The following is a 17,361-nucleotide window of genomic DNA, read 5'->3' as shown; positions in this document are numbered from 1 at the left end:
AGAGAAAATCTTCATGACACACGTTACCGATGCAATGGGCCACGGTCTGTCCCGGCGTGCCGCCCTGTGTGGTCTGGCCGGTGGACTGGCGCTGGCAGGATTTGAAACCGCCCGCATGCCACAGGCTGTGGCGGCGTCCATTCATGCGACCGTTATCGCCTCCTCCCCGCGCTATCTGTGCAATGCGGTGGCTGCAACGCGTGACGGGACACTGTTTCTTGGCGCACCACGATGGGACCTGATGGCGGATACGCCCAGTGTGTTTCGCGTGGCGTCCGACGGCACGCCCCAGCCGTTTCCGGGTGGAAGCTGGAATGCATGGAGACCGGGCGCCGATGCGGCCAGTGCCTTCGTCATGGTCAATGGCCTGCATATCTTCAGCGACGACACGCTGTGGGTTGTCGATCAGGGCATCGACCCGACAAAGGGCACGTCCGTGCCGGGCGGGCAGAAGCTGGTACAGCTTGATCCCCATGATGGCAGGGTGCTGCAGGTCCTGCGCTGGGGCAATGACATCCTGCCGCCGGGTTCGGCCATGAATGACCTGCGCATTGCGGGCGACCTTATGTTCGTGACCGATTCAGGTCTGGGCGGGATCATCATTCATAACATGCGCAGCGGGGAAACCGTGCGCAGGCTATCGGAACACCCGCTGCTGCGTGCGACACCGGACAAGCCGCTGCGGGGGCGTGACGGGCATATCCTGCGCGACAGTAACGGCAAGCGACCGCTGGTCCATTCGGACATGCTGGAAATCACGGCGGACCGGAAATGGTTCTATTTTTCCACCCCGTCCGGCCCGCTGCGCAGGATCCCGACCGATATCCTGCTGGATGCCAGCCTGACCGACGGCCAGCGGGCGGCGCGGATCGAAAAAGTCATCAACCTGCCAACAATCATGGGCACCGCAATCGACACGCTGGGCAACCTGTACTATGCCGATGCCGAACATGGACGGATTGTCGTCCTGACACCGGAAAAGAAACAGCTTACGTTATTTGAAGATCCACGGCTGGTTGACGGTGACGCCCTGTTCATCACGGCCGACCGGCACATGCTGGTGCCTGTTGCCCAGACGGAACGGCTGCCCACGAACAATGCTGGCGTCAATGCCCTGAAGCTGCCCTTCATCAGTCTTGGCTTCGCACTGCCCGACACGCTGGATGGGCAAAAGCTTGGTGGCGTGGTGAGCAGTTTGTGATCTGCCTTCCATGTAATTATTAACAACCAGATACGTTTACCTATGGCTATGCCACCAGGGGAAAAGTAACGCCAATGAACAGGTTCCGTGCGGACGGGTCTTTTCTGGTGTGCCTTGGCCTGCGCACCTGAAACACGGCACCGCAGGGAAATGGCCCGTTGCACGCGCATCCCATGCCCATGGCGGCAATGCCTGTCAGGAGAAAACAATAATGAAGCGGCGTGACGTAATAAAAGGCGGCCTGGTGCTGATGGCGACCTCCACGCTGGCCTCCATTTACAAACCGGCCTATTCCAAGACCTATGTTGGCGGCACGGGTGCGTGGCGGGCCACGCCGCCCCCACCGCTGTCAGTGGTTGACGCCAGCCGGCTGGTGTACCTGACACCGGATGAGGCAAAGCTGGTGGGCGCCATATTCGATGTCCTGATCCCCGCTGATGAACTGGGAATGGGGGCAACCGAGGCTGGCTGCGTGACCTTCCTTGACCACCAGCTGGCAGGTCCCTATGGCACGGCGGCCAAGGATTACAAACTTGGCCCCGTTGTCGAGGGCCTGCCGCAGCAGGGACCGCAAAGCATCATGACGCCTGCGGAAATCTACCGCAAGGGACTGGTTGAACTGGAACAGGCCGCACATGCGAAGTTCAACAGGTCGTTTATGGAACTGTCGGAAGAACAGAAAATCACGTTTCTTCACGGTATCGAAAATGGCGCAATTGCCTTCGAGACCCTGAAATCGGAGCAGTTCTTCGTACTGCTGTTGCAGAATGTGCGTGAAGGCTACCTGGCTGATCCCATGTATGGCGGCAACCGCGACATGGTGGGCTGGAAACTGGTCGGGTTTCCCGGCGCGATTTATGACTATCGCGACTGGATCGTATCAAAACGGGGCAAGAAGATTGATGTCCACCCCGTAAGCCTGCTGGGCCGCGCCTGACTGCGCCATGCCCGGCATGGCAATGGACCGCACAATTATAATAAAAACCAAGGTGCACCTGAATGAATTACAAAAGGCCAAAGGCCGATGTGGTCATTGTCGGGCTGGGTTGGTCCGGCTCCACAATGGCGGAAGAACTGACCCGCGCGGGTCTGAAGGTGGTCGCGATCGAACGTGGGGCATGGCGCGATACCTCGACCAGCTTTCCCACCACACGCGACCCGGATGAACTCAGCGGGTCCGTGCGCAAGGACATCCTGCAGGCCCCGGTAACCGAAACCTATACCGTGCGCAACAAGGTCGGCCAGACCGCGCTGCCCATGCGCAAATATCACAACCTGACGCTGGGCAACAATGTAGGGGGGGCTGGCACGCACTGGGCGGGCGCAAGCTGGCGGTGGCTGCCGTTCGATCACCAGCCCTACAGCCATGTCATGCAGCGCTATGGCGCGGGACAGCTGGTGGATGGCCTTATCCTGCAGGACTGGGGCGTGACCTATAACGACCTTGAACCCTTCTATGACCGGTTTGAGAAGATCGCGGGCACATCGGGCACTGCGGGCGTCATCAATGGGCAACGCCAGCCCGGCGGCAACCCGTTCGAGGGATCGCGTACCAGTCCCTACCCCACCCCCGCGCTGGAACGCTCACGCGCCAACGTGCTGTTTGCGGAAGCGGCGACACGGCTGGGATATCATCCCTTCCCCGTGCCATCGGCCATGATTGGCGCACCCTATAAAAATGCACTGGGCCTGAACCTGGCGCCATGCACCTATTGCGGATACTGCCAGTTATACGGTTGCGGCAACTGGTCCAAGTCCAGTCCCAATATCTGCATCCTGCCGGTACTGATGCAGCGTCCGAATTTCACGGTTGTCACGGAATGCGAGGTCATCCGCATCAACACCACACCCGACAGGAAGACGGCGACCGGGGTGACGTTTGTTGATTCCGACGGCAATATTGGCGAACAGCCCGCCGATATCGTCATTACCGCGACGTTTACGCTGGATAATACACGCCTGCTGCTGCTCTCAGGCATCAGCACGCCGTATGATGTCGCATCGGGACAGGGTGTTGTCGGGCGGGCGTTTACGTTCCAGACCCTGTCATGGGGTTTCATGTTCTTTGAAAACGAGTATCTCAACCCGTTCATGAACACCGGCGCCCTTGCCACCCAGATCGACGATTTCAACGGTGACAATTTCGACCATACCGGTCTGGGCTTTATCGGTGGGGCAGGTATCCAGTCGCTCAGCAACCAGGGGCTGCCGATCGGCATGGCGGGGCTGCTGCCACAGGGCAGCCCGCAATGGGGCAAGGGCTGGAAACAGGCCTTCCGCAAGGGCTACCAGAATTATGCGCAGATTCAGGGACAAGGCACAAGCTTCGCCCATCGCGAGCAGTTCCTTGACCTTGACCCGACCTACAAGGACCGTTTCGGCCAGCCGCTGTTGCGCATTACGTTTGACTATAACGAAAACGACCGGCGTTCGGGGCGGTTCATCCGTGACAAATGCGTTGAAATCGCGCGTGAGATGGGGGCAACGCAGGTCGGGGGGGATTCCTTTGCTGACCGTCCCTATTCCGGTTATACGCCGTGGGATTCATCGCATGTGCAGGGCGGCGTCGTCATGGGCGAGGACCCGCGCACCAGTGTGCAGAACCGCTTTCAGCAGAACTGGGATGTCCACAACCTGTTTGTGATCGGTGCATCCTCCTTTCCCAATAATGCCGGCTACAACCCGACCGTCGTCGTGGGGGCCACGACCCTGTGGACCGCGAAAGCGATCAGGGACCTGTACCTCAAGAATCCCGGCCCGCTGGTAAGGCTATGATCATGGCAAGAAACCTGCTTCGCACTGCACTGCGCACCTGCATGCGTGGTGGACTGCTCCTGTCTGCCGTCACCTTCCTGGCCCATGGCGCGAAAGCACAGGACGGCGGCACGGATGCCCAGGTCGAACGCGGCCGTTACGTGGCGATCGCGGGCGACTGTCTGGCCTGTCATACCGCACCTGGCGGCAAACCGTTCGCGGGTGGACTGGACCTGAAAACCCCCTTTGGCATCATTACTGCCAGCAACATTACATCGGACCGGGAAACCGGGATCGGGTCATGGACGCAGCAACAGTTTGAACGCGCGGTGCGGCATGGCAGAAGCCCGGACCGGTACCTCTATCCCGCCATGCCCTATACCGCCTACGTCAAGATTACGGATGCGGACATTGCGGATCTGTGGGCCTATATCCGCACAATCCCGGCAGTCAGCAACAGGGTTGTCACGAACAGGCTGCGGTTTCCGTACAATATCCGCACACTCCTGATCGGGTGGAACATGCTGTTTTTCGACCGGTCCGCATTTACCCCGGATACGTCCAGAAGTGCGCAGGTCAATCGTGGGGCCTATCTGGTCGAGGGGCTGGAGCATTGCGGCACCTGCCATACCACCAAGAACGCCTTTGGCGGCGATACACGGGCCACCTATCAGGGCACGTCGCTGCAGGGATGGTATGCCCCGGACCTGAGCAACAATACCCATACGGGACTGGGGGGATGGAGTGCCGATGATATCGTGACCTATCTCCGCGCCGGCACCAACCGCCATACGGCGTCGTCCGGACCGATGACGGAAACGATCGAAAATTCCACACAGCACCTGACGGAAGCGGACCTGCAGGCCATTGCCGCCTATTTCAAATCCCTGCCGCAGCGCACGGTGACCGTGCCTGCGCCCCTGCGCGCCAGTAACCGGCAGATGATGGCGGGCGCACGGGAATTCGCCGTGCAGTGCAGCGCCTGTCATGTCAGTAATGGCGCGGGCATTGCCAACATGATCCCCACGCTGCAAAGCAACCCGGCAGTCAACGCGCCCAACCCCGACAGCCTGATCAACATCGTGCTGCGGGGTACCGATGGTCCGGTGACGACTGCAAACCCGACCGGGGCCGCCATGCCGTCCTTTGGCTGGAAACTGCATGATGACCAGATCGCCAACATCCTGACCTATATCCGCAACAGCATGGGCAACGCAGCCCCCGCGGTTCTGACCAGCGATGTCGGACGGGCCCGCAAGGCCATCGATGCCCAGCAGGTGGTCTGGCACTGACAACCACATCCACCCTTTCAGTCGCCTGAAAGGGTGGATGCATTTCATACCTGAACGCTGCCTGAAAGTAACGCGTTCATGAAAGTTCCGGGCGCTGTCTTTTTCAAAAATGATGAATATTTCAAAGCTTTTTAAAAAAAACCTTCACCAGAAACTTCTTATGATCCACGGATGTTTCCTGACCTGACCTTTCAGGCAGACATTTATGACGTGTTTCCCTGCTCCGTATTCACAATACTGAAACAGGTTTTTTATTCGCCATGCCCCACTTTCCAGCAGCCTGAAATCACGGCACCGGACGCATACGATCCGTACAAAGATATCCGTTATCATCATGTCATCAGGTGCGGGGTGCCATCAGGTTGGCGCAGGCCCACAGGATACAGGCACCCCGCAACAGTTACCACGGGCGATCAGTACGCCCCGCCCTGCATCACCGTTACGCTGTCACGACTGACCAGCTTGCGAAACTGCGCGACACTGGCGCCGGCCGCGGCGGCCAGCAGACGGGAATCACCCGATACGGTGGTCATGTTGAACCCCCAGCCTATGGCGCGGGCGGCATATTCCGCCGTACCGCAATGCAGGGCCGCACGAATGCCGCTGTTACGACAGGCAGCAAGGATTTTATGCAGGTTTTCGATCATCTCCGGTTCCTCACGGTCAAACCCCGCTGGCAGGCGCCCGTCCGCCAGGCTGAGCGTAAGATCCGCAGGGCCGACATAAATACCATCAAGTCCCGGCGTTGCGGCGATTTCTGCCAGATTGTCCATGCCCTGCCGTGTCTCGATCATGGCGAAGGCGAGGATTTCGTCATTCGCCCCCCCGGCATAATTGCTACCCGCCGCGAACGAAACCCGTGTGGGGCCAAAGCTGCGCTGCCCATGGGGGGGATAGCGCATGTAGCTTACGAATTCGGCCGCCTGTGCTGCCGTGTTCACCATGGGGCAGATCACGCCATAGGCCCCCGCGTCCAGCATTTTCATGATGACGCCCGGTTCCATCCACGGCACGCGGACCATGGGCACCACGCCGGATGCACGCATGGCCTGCATCATGGGCAGCGCACTGGAATAATCCAGCGCCCCATGCTGCACATCAATGGTGACGGAATCATAACCCTGCGCAGCCATGATTTCGGCCGTGAAGGGATTACCGATGGAACACCAGCCATTGAGCGTGGGTTTCCCCTCGGCCCAGAGTTGCTTGAGTCGATTGGGGATCATGTCAGCAAACCATCCATGCCATTTTTACATCCAGATAACCTGCAATGCCCCCGCTTCCTTCTTCCGGACCCTGCCGGGAAAGCAGGCGTCGCTGACACGTACGCCCACTGCCACGATACCATTCACCATCAATAGATAATCCGAAATTCGTGTACATATTCGGTCCCTATTATTGTTTTTGACACGACATGTGGCGATTGACCTGATCGCCATTACAGTAAAAGCGCACGGGCGTCTTGCGTTCCCCGGTACGGTAAAACCGTCCCGTTTCCTGCCAGCCCCCTGCCCTGCACACGGGGCCATCCCCTGTTACGATCCATGCATTCTTGCTGTCGTTAGTGGAAATGTCATGATCCGTTGGTACAGCGGACCGGACATGCACCATGACGTCCGCCATCCACGCGCCGTCAGTCCATCCGGGCCTGCGTGCTGTCCGTGTAATCACCGGCCCGGACCACAAGATCCTTTTTATATCTGCAGGTAATGTTGCGCATTTGTTATATTATCAACTTATGTTGCGTCCGGATGGGATTACTGACCCATCCATTCCCGGAAACCGCAGGTCGGCATGTCGCGCCAGCCCGCATCCCGTCCGTGCCTTCATGGTGAACTATCGGCAATCAGGGCCAGCAGGGCTTCGACTGCCGGGCTGCGATAGCGTTCCTTGTGCCGCAGACCGTAAAATGATCGCGTGCCCAGCGCCTGTGGCACGGCATGCAACGTACCCGCCTGCAGCGCGGGGGCAACCACCAGTGATGACAGCGCACCAATGCCTGCCCCGGCTTCGATCGCGGTCCGCACGCCTTCGTTGGAGGGCAGGACAAGGCTGACATTCAGTTCCGCCGGTTCGATCCCCAACTGGCGCAGGTTGTGTTCCAGCGTGGCGCGGGTGCCTGACCCCGGTTCGCGCATGACCCAGCATGCAGCACGCAGCCACCGCGCATCCGCCACATCCGGCAGGCAGGGACTGGCCTGTATGATGGTCAGGTGATCGGTCCCGACCGGCCATTGCGCCAGGGCGGGATCATCGACAATCGCCTCGACAATGCCCAGATCCACTTCCCCGTCCCTGACGCGTGTTGCGGCCTCTTCAGTATTGGTAATCGCCAGTTCGATTGCGATCTGCGGATATCTGCGCCGGAATGCAACAAGGGTAACGGGCAGCCAGTACGCCGCAATGGTCTGGCTGGCGACGACACGCAGCGTGCCGCGCCGCAAACCGCCGAATTCCGCCAGTACAGCTTCCGCATGACTGGCGCGGGCCAAAACGGCCCGGGCTTCGGGCAGGAACAGCCGCCCTGCATCGGTCAGCCGGATGCCCCGCCCCACGCGGTGAAACAGCTTGACCCCGTGCCGTTCCTCCAGGTTGGCGATGGCGGCCGATACCGCGGACTGGGTCACGTTCAGGGCGCGGCTGGCGGCCGTAACATGCTCACGTTCCGCAACGGCGATAAAAAGGCGAAGCTGCTCCAGGGTCATGCCGGTTCCATACCACAACCCATCATAATTTCCGATTGGAATTACAAAAACTATGAATTGGAATGATGTAACCATCTTCCCCTAGCCTGCGCGGCGAAAGGAAGAATGCCGTGACAACAATGCTTCATGCCGCCCTGCGTCCGTCACAGCGGTCCCTGCCCATCGGGGCGCAGCCGTTACCGGGCATCGGGCTGTGCCTTGCCATAACGGGTCTGGCCTGCCTGCTTGAACGCGCTGAAGAAATGGTGTTGGGCAGGGCATGGCTGGAAACACTGAATCTGGCCCTGCTGGCCGGTGTCGCCTTCCGCGCCCTATATGTGCCGGGTCCGGTATGGACGCCGGGTATCCGGTACTGTTCGCGCACGCTGCTGAACATCGCCATTGTCCTGCTGGGGGCGTCTTTCAGCGTTGACGTGGTCTTTTCCGTGGGACCGTGGGTTCTGGCCGCTGTTGCCGGTGTTGTGGCCTTCAGCCTGGTCTTTACATGCTGTATCGGACGCATGGTGGGGTTGGACCGCCGTCAGACCCTGCTGGTCGCGTGTGGCAATTCCATCTGCGGCAATTCCGCCATCATGGCGGCCGCGCCCGTTATCCGCGCCGGGGAGGAGGATGTGGCCACCACCATTGCCTTCACGGCGGCGGGTGGTCTGGTGGTTGTCATCGGCATCCCGCTGCTGGCGCCGTTTGTGGTTACGGACCACATGGCGCAGGGCGTTCTTGCGGGACTGACCGTCTATGCCGTGCCGCAGGTTGTCGCCGCGACCGCCCCATTCGGTGCTGGCGCCATTCATATGGGCATGCTGGTCAAACTGGTGCGGGTGCTGATGCTGGGACCGGTCTGCGTCACCCTGTCCGCGCTATCCGCCCGGTCCGGAACCGGCTCGCGTCACCATGGAAACAGGCTGCATGCCCTGACGCGTCTGGTGCCATGGTACATTACCGGGTTCATGGTCATGATGGCCGTCCGGTCGCTGCACCTGATCCCCGCCCCAGCCGTGGGAATATTCAGCACGGCGGCAACGGCGTTGACCGTTCTGGCCATGGCGGCGCTGGGGCTGGGTGTGGATATACGTTCGGTCGTGCGGGCGGGACGGCCGCTGGTCCTGACCGTCCTGCTGTCCCTGTGCGGGCTTATGGGCATCAGCTTGCTGCTGGTCAGGACCGCGTTCCACGGTTGATCATCATGGAAACGCCAACCCCCGTCAGAACCCGGTGCTGAATGTGCCCAGGCACGCGAAATTCGGCGCCGTGTAATACGTTGCCTGTCCCGCCACGGCCCCGGTATTATAGACCCCGGACAGATAGTGATGATCTGCAAGGTTAATGACGTTCAGGCGCAGCGACGGGGCCTTGAGAAAGCCGATATCCGGCACACGGGCACCAATCATCATGTCCACCTGCTTGTGACCGGCAATCTGTTCATCATTCATGAACGTGCCGTATTCCTTGTCCACATATTTCAGGGACACACTGCCAAAGAAACGGCCATCATCATACTGCAGTCCCGCCGACGCCATCCAGCGTGGGGCGGAAGTCGCCATCTTGCCTGCATTATGATAGGTGACGCCGTGCATTGTGATATCCGTATCCTGCCGCGCATAAAGATATTCAACCGACCCATAGGGCGAGATATGATGCCAGGGATGAATGGCCAGTTCACCATCAAATCCCCGCGTCGTCATGCTGCCTGCATCCTGATAGTAGGGAATGTTGGCAATATATTCGTTAATCTGGTGATGCGAGAAATTGTAATTGAACAGGGTCAGTGACGCCGTAATCCATTTGTCATGGTACCGCGCGCCGACTTCTTCCGATACGCTGTATTCATCATGCAGATGGGTATTGGCGGTCTGGTACGTGCCACCATCCCACGGGCTGTCATACTGATTATAGAACGCGGTTCCCAGTGGCAGGCGGTAGCTGGTCGTCACGTTACCGAAAACCATGACATGCGGGTTGACCCGGTAACTTATGGACATGCGCGGCAGCGGCTTGGCCGAGTAATAATTGGCGTTGTACTGTGGTCCCGGCTGGTTCAGCGTGCCATTACGGGCGGCCATGACTTCCTTGAAACCCAGGTTCAGCGTCAGTTTCTTGTTAAGGAAATGCATGGTGTCACCGACATACAATGCATTGATCTGCGTAATGGTATGATAGGCCCATTCACTAAGTGGCGTGCCATCCGTCAGGTGCAGGTATCCGGTTGAATTACCGGCCGCATCAAGTCCGGACAGGGGTTCCTCGACATGCATGTCGGTATAACCGTACCAGTACCCGAATACGAGATCATGATTGGCGACCTTGTAATGCAGGGCCGAATTGAAACCGGTAAAACTTTCCACACCCAGCCAGTTTTCGGTAACGGCGGTCTGGCCGTCCTCTGAATAGTGGTTTCCGGCCAGAGGCGAATCAACCTGCTGCGTCCCGTTAAAATACGGCCCCGTCGTCCCAATGGTCGTAACCCCGAACGGATAATCGCCACTGCCATGATAGAAATAGGGCGTGACATCCAGCGTCAGGTTGCGCGCCAGCTTGAAATGCGAGGGTGCGCTGAGGATATAATCGGACCAGCTGACCGTCCATGCCTTGTAATAATTTCCCTCGCCAAACTTATAGGTGCCCTGCAGGTCATTCGGATTGTTCTTCAGCCCGTATTTGTTCCAGTCACTCAGGGTTGGCGTGCTGTACCATGCCGTATGTTCGTTGTTGTAGGAACCCGACAGGGAAATGTAGTTGCCATCCCCCCACTCCTTGATCAGCTTGTAGTCCACATGCTTGCGGTCATTGCGGCCCGGTCCGCGCCAGGCCCGACTGGTCAGGTCGGAAAAGGACGCAAAGGCACGCAATCCCGTATTGGCGATATCGCCGCTGTCGTAACGGATGAACTGGCGGTTCATCTGATGTGTGCCATAGCTTACATCGATTTCCCCACCACGGGTATGCTTGGGATCACGCATCCGCACCGCCAGCGTCCCGCCCGAGGATGCTGTCGTGGGGGTATCAATACTGGGCGCGCCCTGCTGTAACTGGACATTGTCCATGTTCTCGCTATCGACCCAGTTGGCGGTTTCCGGGGTGTAATCATCCGAATCATTCATCGGCGCCCCTTCGAAGGTAAAACCGATTTCCTGCTGGTTCAGGCCGCGGACATTGATGGTCGATTCATTGGAGACACCAAACGGATCGCCCATGGATACATTGGCACCCGGTGACATGCTGACGAGCGCAAGCGCGTTTGATGCCGGGGCCTGCTTGGCAATATATTCACGCGATACCGTGCTGACAGACTTGGCCGCCGTTTCATTACGGATCAGCCCGCCACCATAAGACCGCGCCCCGGTAACGTGCAGCGTTTCCCCCGCCCCGCGCGCGGTAATGCCCGTTTCAGCCGTTTTATGGGCCGTATCCGTCTTGCTGGCGGGTTTATGCGCAACATCCCGCGCGGTGGCGGCCATTGCCGGAAAACCGTCAAATATGATGGTCGATGACAGAATAAAAAATGTGAATTTTCTTATATACCCAGGCATACGGCCCCCCGATTGCGATTGATATTCATCAATTACATCCCAACGCGTATTTTATTTATGTATCGTAATTAACAAGTATAGATAACACGCCAGCCACGGGCAGCCTGTCATATTGCCATGGGATCACGGTCCAGACTGTGCATGACCGGGGTCCGTCATCCCATGACGGCCTTGATTATTCAGAACTTGCCGCAATCAGACGAAAGCGGTTTTCCATTGAAACGATCCTTGATCCATGTGATCTGATCATCTGTTGAATTGGCCATGGTCGGGTCATGATCCAGGCCGGGATACAGCCGGAACGCCAGGCTGATACCATTATGGCAGGCAGCACGCGCCACATCCCTTACACCACCCGGCGGCACGGACACGTCCCCGCCCCCGGTAATGACAAATAACGGCCCCTTTACTTTCAGCTTGCCGATCTCGTCTTCCTTCAGCATGGCCTGGACATCAGGGTTACGGACCCACCCGTCCCGGGTAATCTGATCACCGCTCTTGCCGAAATAGGACGCGTAATCGACAAACCAGCACCCCTTGCTGGCGACGACATCATAATGTTCCATCCCCACGGGGGTCAGCATGGACTGGGGCTTGTAATCGGGATAACGGGCCGTCAGGCCAACTGCCACCATGGGCAGATAGAATGGCGCACCGCCTTCTTCACGGCGGGGGTGAATGAAGTCGAGCATATTGATCGTGCCCGAAACGGATACCGTGCCCAGGAAATGCGGATCATTGATCTGCTGCTCCATTTCCGCGACACTCCAGCTGGCCATGCCACCCTGTGAATGGCCGTCCACAACCCAGTCCGCACCCAGTTGGGGCAGTGCCGCTTTCGCCGCCATGACTGAATAGATGACGTCATAAGCCTGCGCAACCTTGTTCATGTACTGGTGCGGGCCAACCGTTCCCAGTCCATGATAATCGGTGGCGACGACTGCAAGCCCCGCCTGTGGAAATTTGAACAGGCCCTCGCTGCCATAATACAGATCCTTCATGCGCGAGGGCGCACAGGCCTGTGCAACGCCGCTGGTGCCATGCGCCCAGGCCACGACAGGCCAGCCGGAGGTAGGCACAGGGCCATCAGGGATCAGGACAAATGCGGAACTGACCACGTCCTGCCGTGTCGCGCTGAGTGAATGATACAGGATCCGGTACGCGGAAACATGCGGCGGCAGCGTATAATCCGTCGCTTTTTCAAAACGGATCAATGCACCCGGATAAACTTCTCCCTTGCCCGGCGTTGTATAGAATGGCGTGATGGGCAGGAGGTCGGCGGCTTCGAGGGCCGTTGCCTTGGGAACGGTTTCAGGCAACTGGTCATCCGCGCGGGCGCCGGATACCAGGCCAATGGTGGCGGTCGATAGTGACGCGATGGTCGCGCACGCAAGCAACAGGTTCTTGTCCATACCCATCTACCTTACATCTATTCCATTATTTCTGAATGACTTGTACCATTGTCATGCGACCATATTTCATCCCCGTGACCAGGCATATGACCGCCAGATGGCACGTCGCGGGGGCCATCAAAAGACTGTTCATGAACATGAAATCATATCATGGTAGCGCAGACGGCAGGATATGGCTGTTTTACTCAATCCCACGCACGGAGCCGAAATGGCCAGCATAAAAACTCTACATCTCTTTAGTTCATCGTAGATAAAGCCTATTTTCAAAAGGTTCTGACGATTGTATAGGAACCAGAACGTTTTGTATGATTTTCGTATAACATCCGCAACGTTTGGGTTGCAACAGGTTTTTCATATATATGAAAATAGGTGGTGCCATTTGATGGGAAAGGACAAGGCGGTGATATTACAGGACGATCGGACAACTGTCGGAAGCCGCATACGTGAACGCCGCAAACAGATGGGACTATCATTACAGGCCGTGGCGGACCGTGTTGACCTGTCGGTAGGGTATCTCAGCCAGATTGAGCGTGAACTGTCATCGCCATCCATAGCTGAACTTGTGGTAATCGCCACCGCCCTGCATACACCGGCGACCGAATTCCTGGAAGATCACTGCAATACGCAACATGATTCCTTTATTGTCAGGAATTCCCGCCGCGGCCTGACAGTACTGGCGGATGGCGTCACCAAGCAGCGCCTGACGCCACTGGGTGACTGCCCGTTGCAGATGTTCATCCTGACGCTGGAACCCGGTGGCCATACGGGTGCGACACCATATTCCTATACCGGACTGGAAACGGGACTGGTGCAGCAGGGTCGGCTTATCGTTTCCATAGACGATCAGGAATTCCTGCTGAGCGAGGGGGACAGTTTTCGCTTTTCCAGCACGCGGCCCCACCGTTTTGTAAATGCCTATGACGGCGTGACCCGCTTCCTGTGGGTTGGATGCGCGCCCTGGATGCCGGATGAAACCTGAACGCTTCCATCAGGGCAGCGCCACTGACGCATGCGGCCTGCCCTGTTACATTACCGCCCCGCAGCAATACTGACGGTCCCGCCTGCCCACCGTCCGTCAATAGATACCGCATGCGCGGTGTGGTTCCCGTCTCGCCCCATGGATGCGCCATGCATAGGCCAGCCAGACAGCAGGCAGGTCTGGGTGCGACCTGATGCACGCTGTATCTGTTGCGTCCGAAAACGAAAGGATGGGCCGGGAAATGATCCGGCATATGCGGATTCATATTAATCCGTAAAAAATATATTAATTATATTCAGGACACATGAATAAAGGATTGATCATAACGTTACTATTATGAAATAATCATAAAAATAAATTCATAGGGTTATGCATGAATTCGACACCGCTCGCCAAAAGTCTGAGATCCCGCCACATTGCCATGATCTCGATTGGCGGCATAATCGGTGCGGGTTTTTTCATTGGGGCCTCGACTCCCATCTCCATCGCCGGTCCCGCCAGCCTGCTGTCGTATGGCATGGCGGGCCTGCTGACGTTCCTTATCAACTGCATGTTGCGTGACATCGCGCTGCACGCGCCGGACAGGGGATCGTTCGTCAATCATATCCGCCACACCCTTGGCGCGCCGATCGGTTTCATGACCGGATGGATTTACTGGCTGGTCTGGGTTACGACGCTGGGCATGGAAAGCATGGCGCTGGCATCATTACTGGCGCCAGTCGTGCATATTCCTTATGGACTGATCGAATTCCTGATCCTTGGTTTCATGACGGGCGCCAATCTTCTGGCCGTCCATGTTTATGGCGAGTGTGAATACTGGTTTTCAATGCTGAAAATCATCGCCATTCTGGTGTTCATAATGATCGGTGTCACAATACTGGTACAGGGACACGTACCGGTATGGAACAATATCGCCAGTCAGGGCCTGTTGCCACATGGCACAATGGCGATCCTGGCGGCCGTGCCTTCCGTCATTTTTTCAATGGCCGGCACGGAAGTCGTGACAATCGCCGCCGGAGAGTCCGACGACCCGGCGCGCAACGTCGCCAGTACAGCGCGAACCGTCGCCTTTCGCATTGTTGCCTTCTACCTTACTTCCATCGCGCTTATCCTGTGTCTTGTTCCATGGAATTCCCTTGTCGCGGGACAGTCGCCGTTTCTTTATACACTCAGGGCAATGCATGTTCCCTTTGCTGGCACGGCGATGGAAATCGTTATTGTCTGCGCAATGCTTTCAACCGTGAATTCCGGTCTGTACGCAACGTCGCGGGTCATGTTTGAACTGGCTGCCGTCCGGGATGCACCGGGCTGTTTCATGCGCCTTCATCCCGTTACGCAGGCACCATGGATTACGGTCATGTTCAGTGCGTCTGCGGCGCTACTTATTGCGATTACGGCAATCTTTTCACCCGACGTTGTTTTCGCCTTTCTGCTGAATGCAACGGGTGCATTTGTCATTTTCCTGTACTTCCTTATCGCGCTGTGTCGCATCCGGGCATGCGGCTTCAACCTGCTTTCTCTCCTGACCATCCTTCTCCTGCTCTGCGCGCTTGTCGCCATGGCCCAGGTCGAACATACACGGCATGAACTGGAAACCAGCGTGGGCATGATGGTTTTTGTCGTGGTGATTGCGATGGCGCGGCGCGCGTATGGAAATTTTTCCCTGCCGGGACATGATGGCAATGCCCCCCATCGGGATCTGTCCTCCGCCCCGCCTGACGCGCGCTGAAGGATACGGATAATCCATGCGTAATCCGGTTGTACGAAAAGCTGTCACAACCGGACAGGAAAGCTGTGTCAACGCAGGCATCCACGCATGCACGTCTTATGGTCAGCGTGAATCCTGACCTTTCACCATGACATATCTTCCCGGTCGCGGTGCTGGCTGCGACCGGGTTTCGTTTCTGCCCGCCGTAACATGCAACGCCAGTGTGGTTTGCTGTCATGACAGATGATGGTGCTGGTGATACGCCCTGCCCCCTTCGTTCAATATCTGGATAACGGATGTCTGTTCCGCCTGTCGGGCACGGGTCTTGATCCATCTACGGACTGGTGCCGTTTTTGGAATTGACGGGTCTTTTTTTCTAAATTAAACGAAACGGGTCCGTTCCGTTAAGGAACGCGAATATGTCATATCCCCTTTCACGTTGGACACATCATGAACTGCTTCAGGCATCCGGGCCTTCTGGTCCTCATGGGCTTTCTTGCCGGCCATGGCATGGCCCATGCGCAGACGGGATGCGCGGACACGGACGCGCGGATTGACATATCCGCCCACCAGGTGGGTGCAGGTATCGGCTACCTGTGGGGAAAGGGCACGCTATATGACGGCATCCACGCCTATCCCTTTACCGTGCGCGGCGGCGGGGCATTGAGCCTGGGGGGCATCGCCCTGTCGGGTCAGGGCTGCGTGCGGAATCTTGCGCGGGTGCGTGATTTCAATGGCACTTACTGGACCGTGGGGGGAAATGCGACAATCCATCACGGCACGGCAGGCATTGTCATGGAAAACGCCCATGGCGTGGATATCAACCTGAAGGCAAGGACCCGTGGCGCGCAGATATCAGGTCAGATTGGCCGCCTTTCCTTCCATCTGCCGGAGACCACCCATTCGCAATGACCATTTGAATGAAGACGGCAGTTCTGGCATCCCGATGCGGATATGCAGTACTCCGGACCTGTAAATGACGTGGGGCGCGGGCATATCCTGACTGATCGACCGTAGTTAAGGACGGAAGCATGCCTGTACCACCAAGACCACTTCATACAGGGGGACGCCCGACACCAGAAGGATCGGCGCAACTGGACCGGCATGTTCTTGAGGTCGCGACCGCACTGTTCGTAAAACAGGGCTATGCCGCGACATCCCTTGAACAGATTGCCCGTGTCGCGGAATGCAGCAAGGCCAGCCTGTACCGGCGTTATTCCTCCAAGGCGGTGCTGTTCAAGGCGGTGGTGGGCGCACGTGGCAGGCACCTGCTGGAAGAAGCCCGCGCGGTCGAGGCCTCTTCAAAAAATCCGTTGCTCGCGACGAAGGAAATCGCCCAGTTCTTCCTGGACTTCATGCTCCGTCCCGAAACGGTGGAAGCCTACCGGATCGTCATTGCGGACGGGCACCGCATCCCGTCCGTGGTTGACGACATGATGGCGACCAGCGTGGAACCCTTTGTCGCAACAATCAGCCGTCTGCTGAAAGCCGCCGCCGATGCCGGAGACATTGAATCCACCGATCATGAAGAAACCACGCGCGTCCTGATGGGCCTTGTCCTTGGCTGGCCCTTGCAAAATACCCTGCTGGGCCAGAACAGGCTGATTGACCCCCAGACACGCCACCTCTTTTTTGAACGGGCATGGCAGATCTTCATATCAGGCATCAGGCGCACGGCCCCCTGACACCGCCACAGGGCATGAAAGACCGCCTGACCCGGGCGGTTTTCCCCTGACTGAAACCCTGTGCACGCAGGCCGTTTTTTATGATGCGTGATCATGCC

13 protein-coding genes are annotated in these 17,361 nt (G+C 57.9%); 9 read left to right on the top strand and 4 right to left on the bottom strand.

The annotated features are described in order from the left end of the window. Nucleotides 1-13: 13 nt before the first annotated feature. The 4 genes from F1542_RS02730 to F1542_RS02715 all read left to right on the top strand — a co-directional run bounded on the left by F1542_RS02730 (nt 14) and on the right by F1542_RS02715 (nt 5,247). Entirely contained in the window at nt 14-1,201 is a 1,188-nt protein-coding gene (locus tag F1542_RS02730) for an SMP-30/gluconolactonase/LRE family protein (protein WP_227672417.1), read from the top strand. Nucleotides 1,202-1,412: 211 nt separating this feature from the next. Next, a complete protein-coding gene (locus F1542_RS02725) occupies nt 1,413-2,138 on the top strand; it encodes a gluconate 2-dehydrogenase subunit 3 family protein (RefSeq protein WP_193731686.1) in 726 nt (241 codons plus the stop codon). Between the two features lie 62 nt (nt 2,139-2,200). Then, nucleotides 2,201-3,976 (top strand): GMC family oxidoreductase, encoded by a 1,776-nt coding sequence (locus F1542_RS02720; RefSeq protein ID WP_193731685.1) that lies wholly within the window; start codon nt 2,201-2,203, stop codon nt 3,974-3,976. 2 nt (nt 3,977-3,978) lie between these two features. Next, nucleotides 3,979-5,247, top strand: a complete 1,269-nt coding sequence (locus tag F1542_RS02715; protein ID WP_227672416.1) for a cytochrome c — start codon at nt 3,979-3,981, stop codon at nt 5,245-5,247. Nucleotides 5,248-5,660: 413 nt separating this feature from the next. Here F1542_RS02715 and F1542_RS02710 read toward each other — a convergent pair whose 3' ends face one another. Further along, complete coding sequence (locus F1542_RS02710) at nt 5,661-6,473, bottom strand: HpcH/HpaI aldolase/citrate lyase family protein (RefSeq protein ID WP_193731683.1); 813 nt, start codon at nt 6,471-6,473, stop codon at nt 5,661-5,663. A 600-nt stretch (nt 6,474-7,073) separates the two neighbouring features. Further along, complete coding sequence (locus F1542_RS02705) at nt 7,074-7,952, bottom strand: LysR family transcriptional regulator (protein ID WP_193731682.1); 879 nt, start codon at nt 7,950-7,952, stop codon at nt 7,074-7,076. Nucleotides 7,953-8,071: 119 nt separating this feature from the next. On the opposite strand from F1542_RS02705, the gene F1542_RS02700 reads away from it, so the two are divergent. Beyond that, the gene (locus F1542_RS02700; RefSeq protein WP_193731705.1) at nt 8,072-9,130 is read left to right on the top strand and encodes a YeiH family protein; all 1,059 of its coding nucleotides are present in this window, start codon (nt 8,072-8,074) and stop codon (nt 9,128-9,130) included. Between the two features lie 24 nt (nt 9,131-9,154). Here the strand turns inward: F1542_RS02700 and F1542_RS02695 are convergent, their stop codons facing one another. Beyond that, nucleotides 9,155-11,407: a TonB-dependent receptor gene (locus F1542_RS02695; RefSeq protein ID WP_193731681.1), complete on the bottom strand. Its 2,253-nt coding sequence runs from the start codon at nt 11,405-11,407 to the stop codon at nt 9,155-9,157. A gap of 251 nt (nt 11,408-11,658) precedes the next feature. Then, nucleotides 11,659-12,897, bottom strand: coding sequence for a lipase family protein (locus tag F1542_RS02690; protein ID WP_227672415.1), 1,239 nt, complete (start codon nt 12,895-12,897; stop codon nt 11,659-11,661). 376 nt (nt 12,898-13,273) lie between these two features. On the opposite strand from F1542_RS02690, the gene F1542_RS02685 reads away from it, so the two are divergent. From F1542_RS02685 to F1542_RS02670, 4 genes are all read left to right on the top strand, one after another. Further along, entirely contained in the window at nt 13,274-13,870 is a 597-nt protein-coding gene (locus tag F1542_RS02685) for a helix-turn-helix domain-containing protein (RefSeq protein ID WP_227672414.1), read from the top strand. Nucleotides 13,871-14,243: 373 nt separating this feature from the next. Beyond that, nucleotides 14,244-15,599, top strand: coding sequence for an amino acid permease (locus F1542_RS02680; protein ID WP_193731678.1), 1,356 nt, complete (start codon nt 14,244-14,246; stop codon nt 15,597-15,599). Between the two features lie 429 nt (nt 15,600-16,028). Then, nucleotides 16,029-16,490 carry a hypothetical protein gene (locus tag F1542_RS02675; protein ID WP_193731677.1) on the top strand — a complete coding sequence of 154 codons (462 nt, stop codon included), beginning with the start codon at nt 16,029-16,031 and terminating at the stop codon, nt 16,488-16,490. A gap of 119 nt (nt 16,491-16,609) precedes the next feature. Then, nucleotides 16,610-17,263 carry a TetR/AcrR family transcriptional regulator gene (locus F1542_RS02670; protein ID WP_227672413.1) on the top strand — a complete coding sequence of 218 codons (654 nt, stop codon included), beginning with the start codon at nt 16,610-16,612 and terminating at the stop codon, nt 17,261-17,263. Nucleotides 17,264-17,361 lie beyond the last annotated feature (98 nt).

Source organism: Komagataeibacter sp. FXV3 (assembly GCF_015155755.1).
Taxonomy (GTDB): Bacteria; Pseudomonadota; Alphaproteobacteria; order Acetobacterales; family Acetobacteraceae; genus Komagataeibacter.
This window is presented reverse-complemented; position numbering and strand designations above follow the sequence as displayed.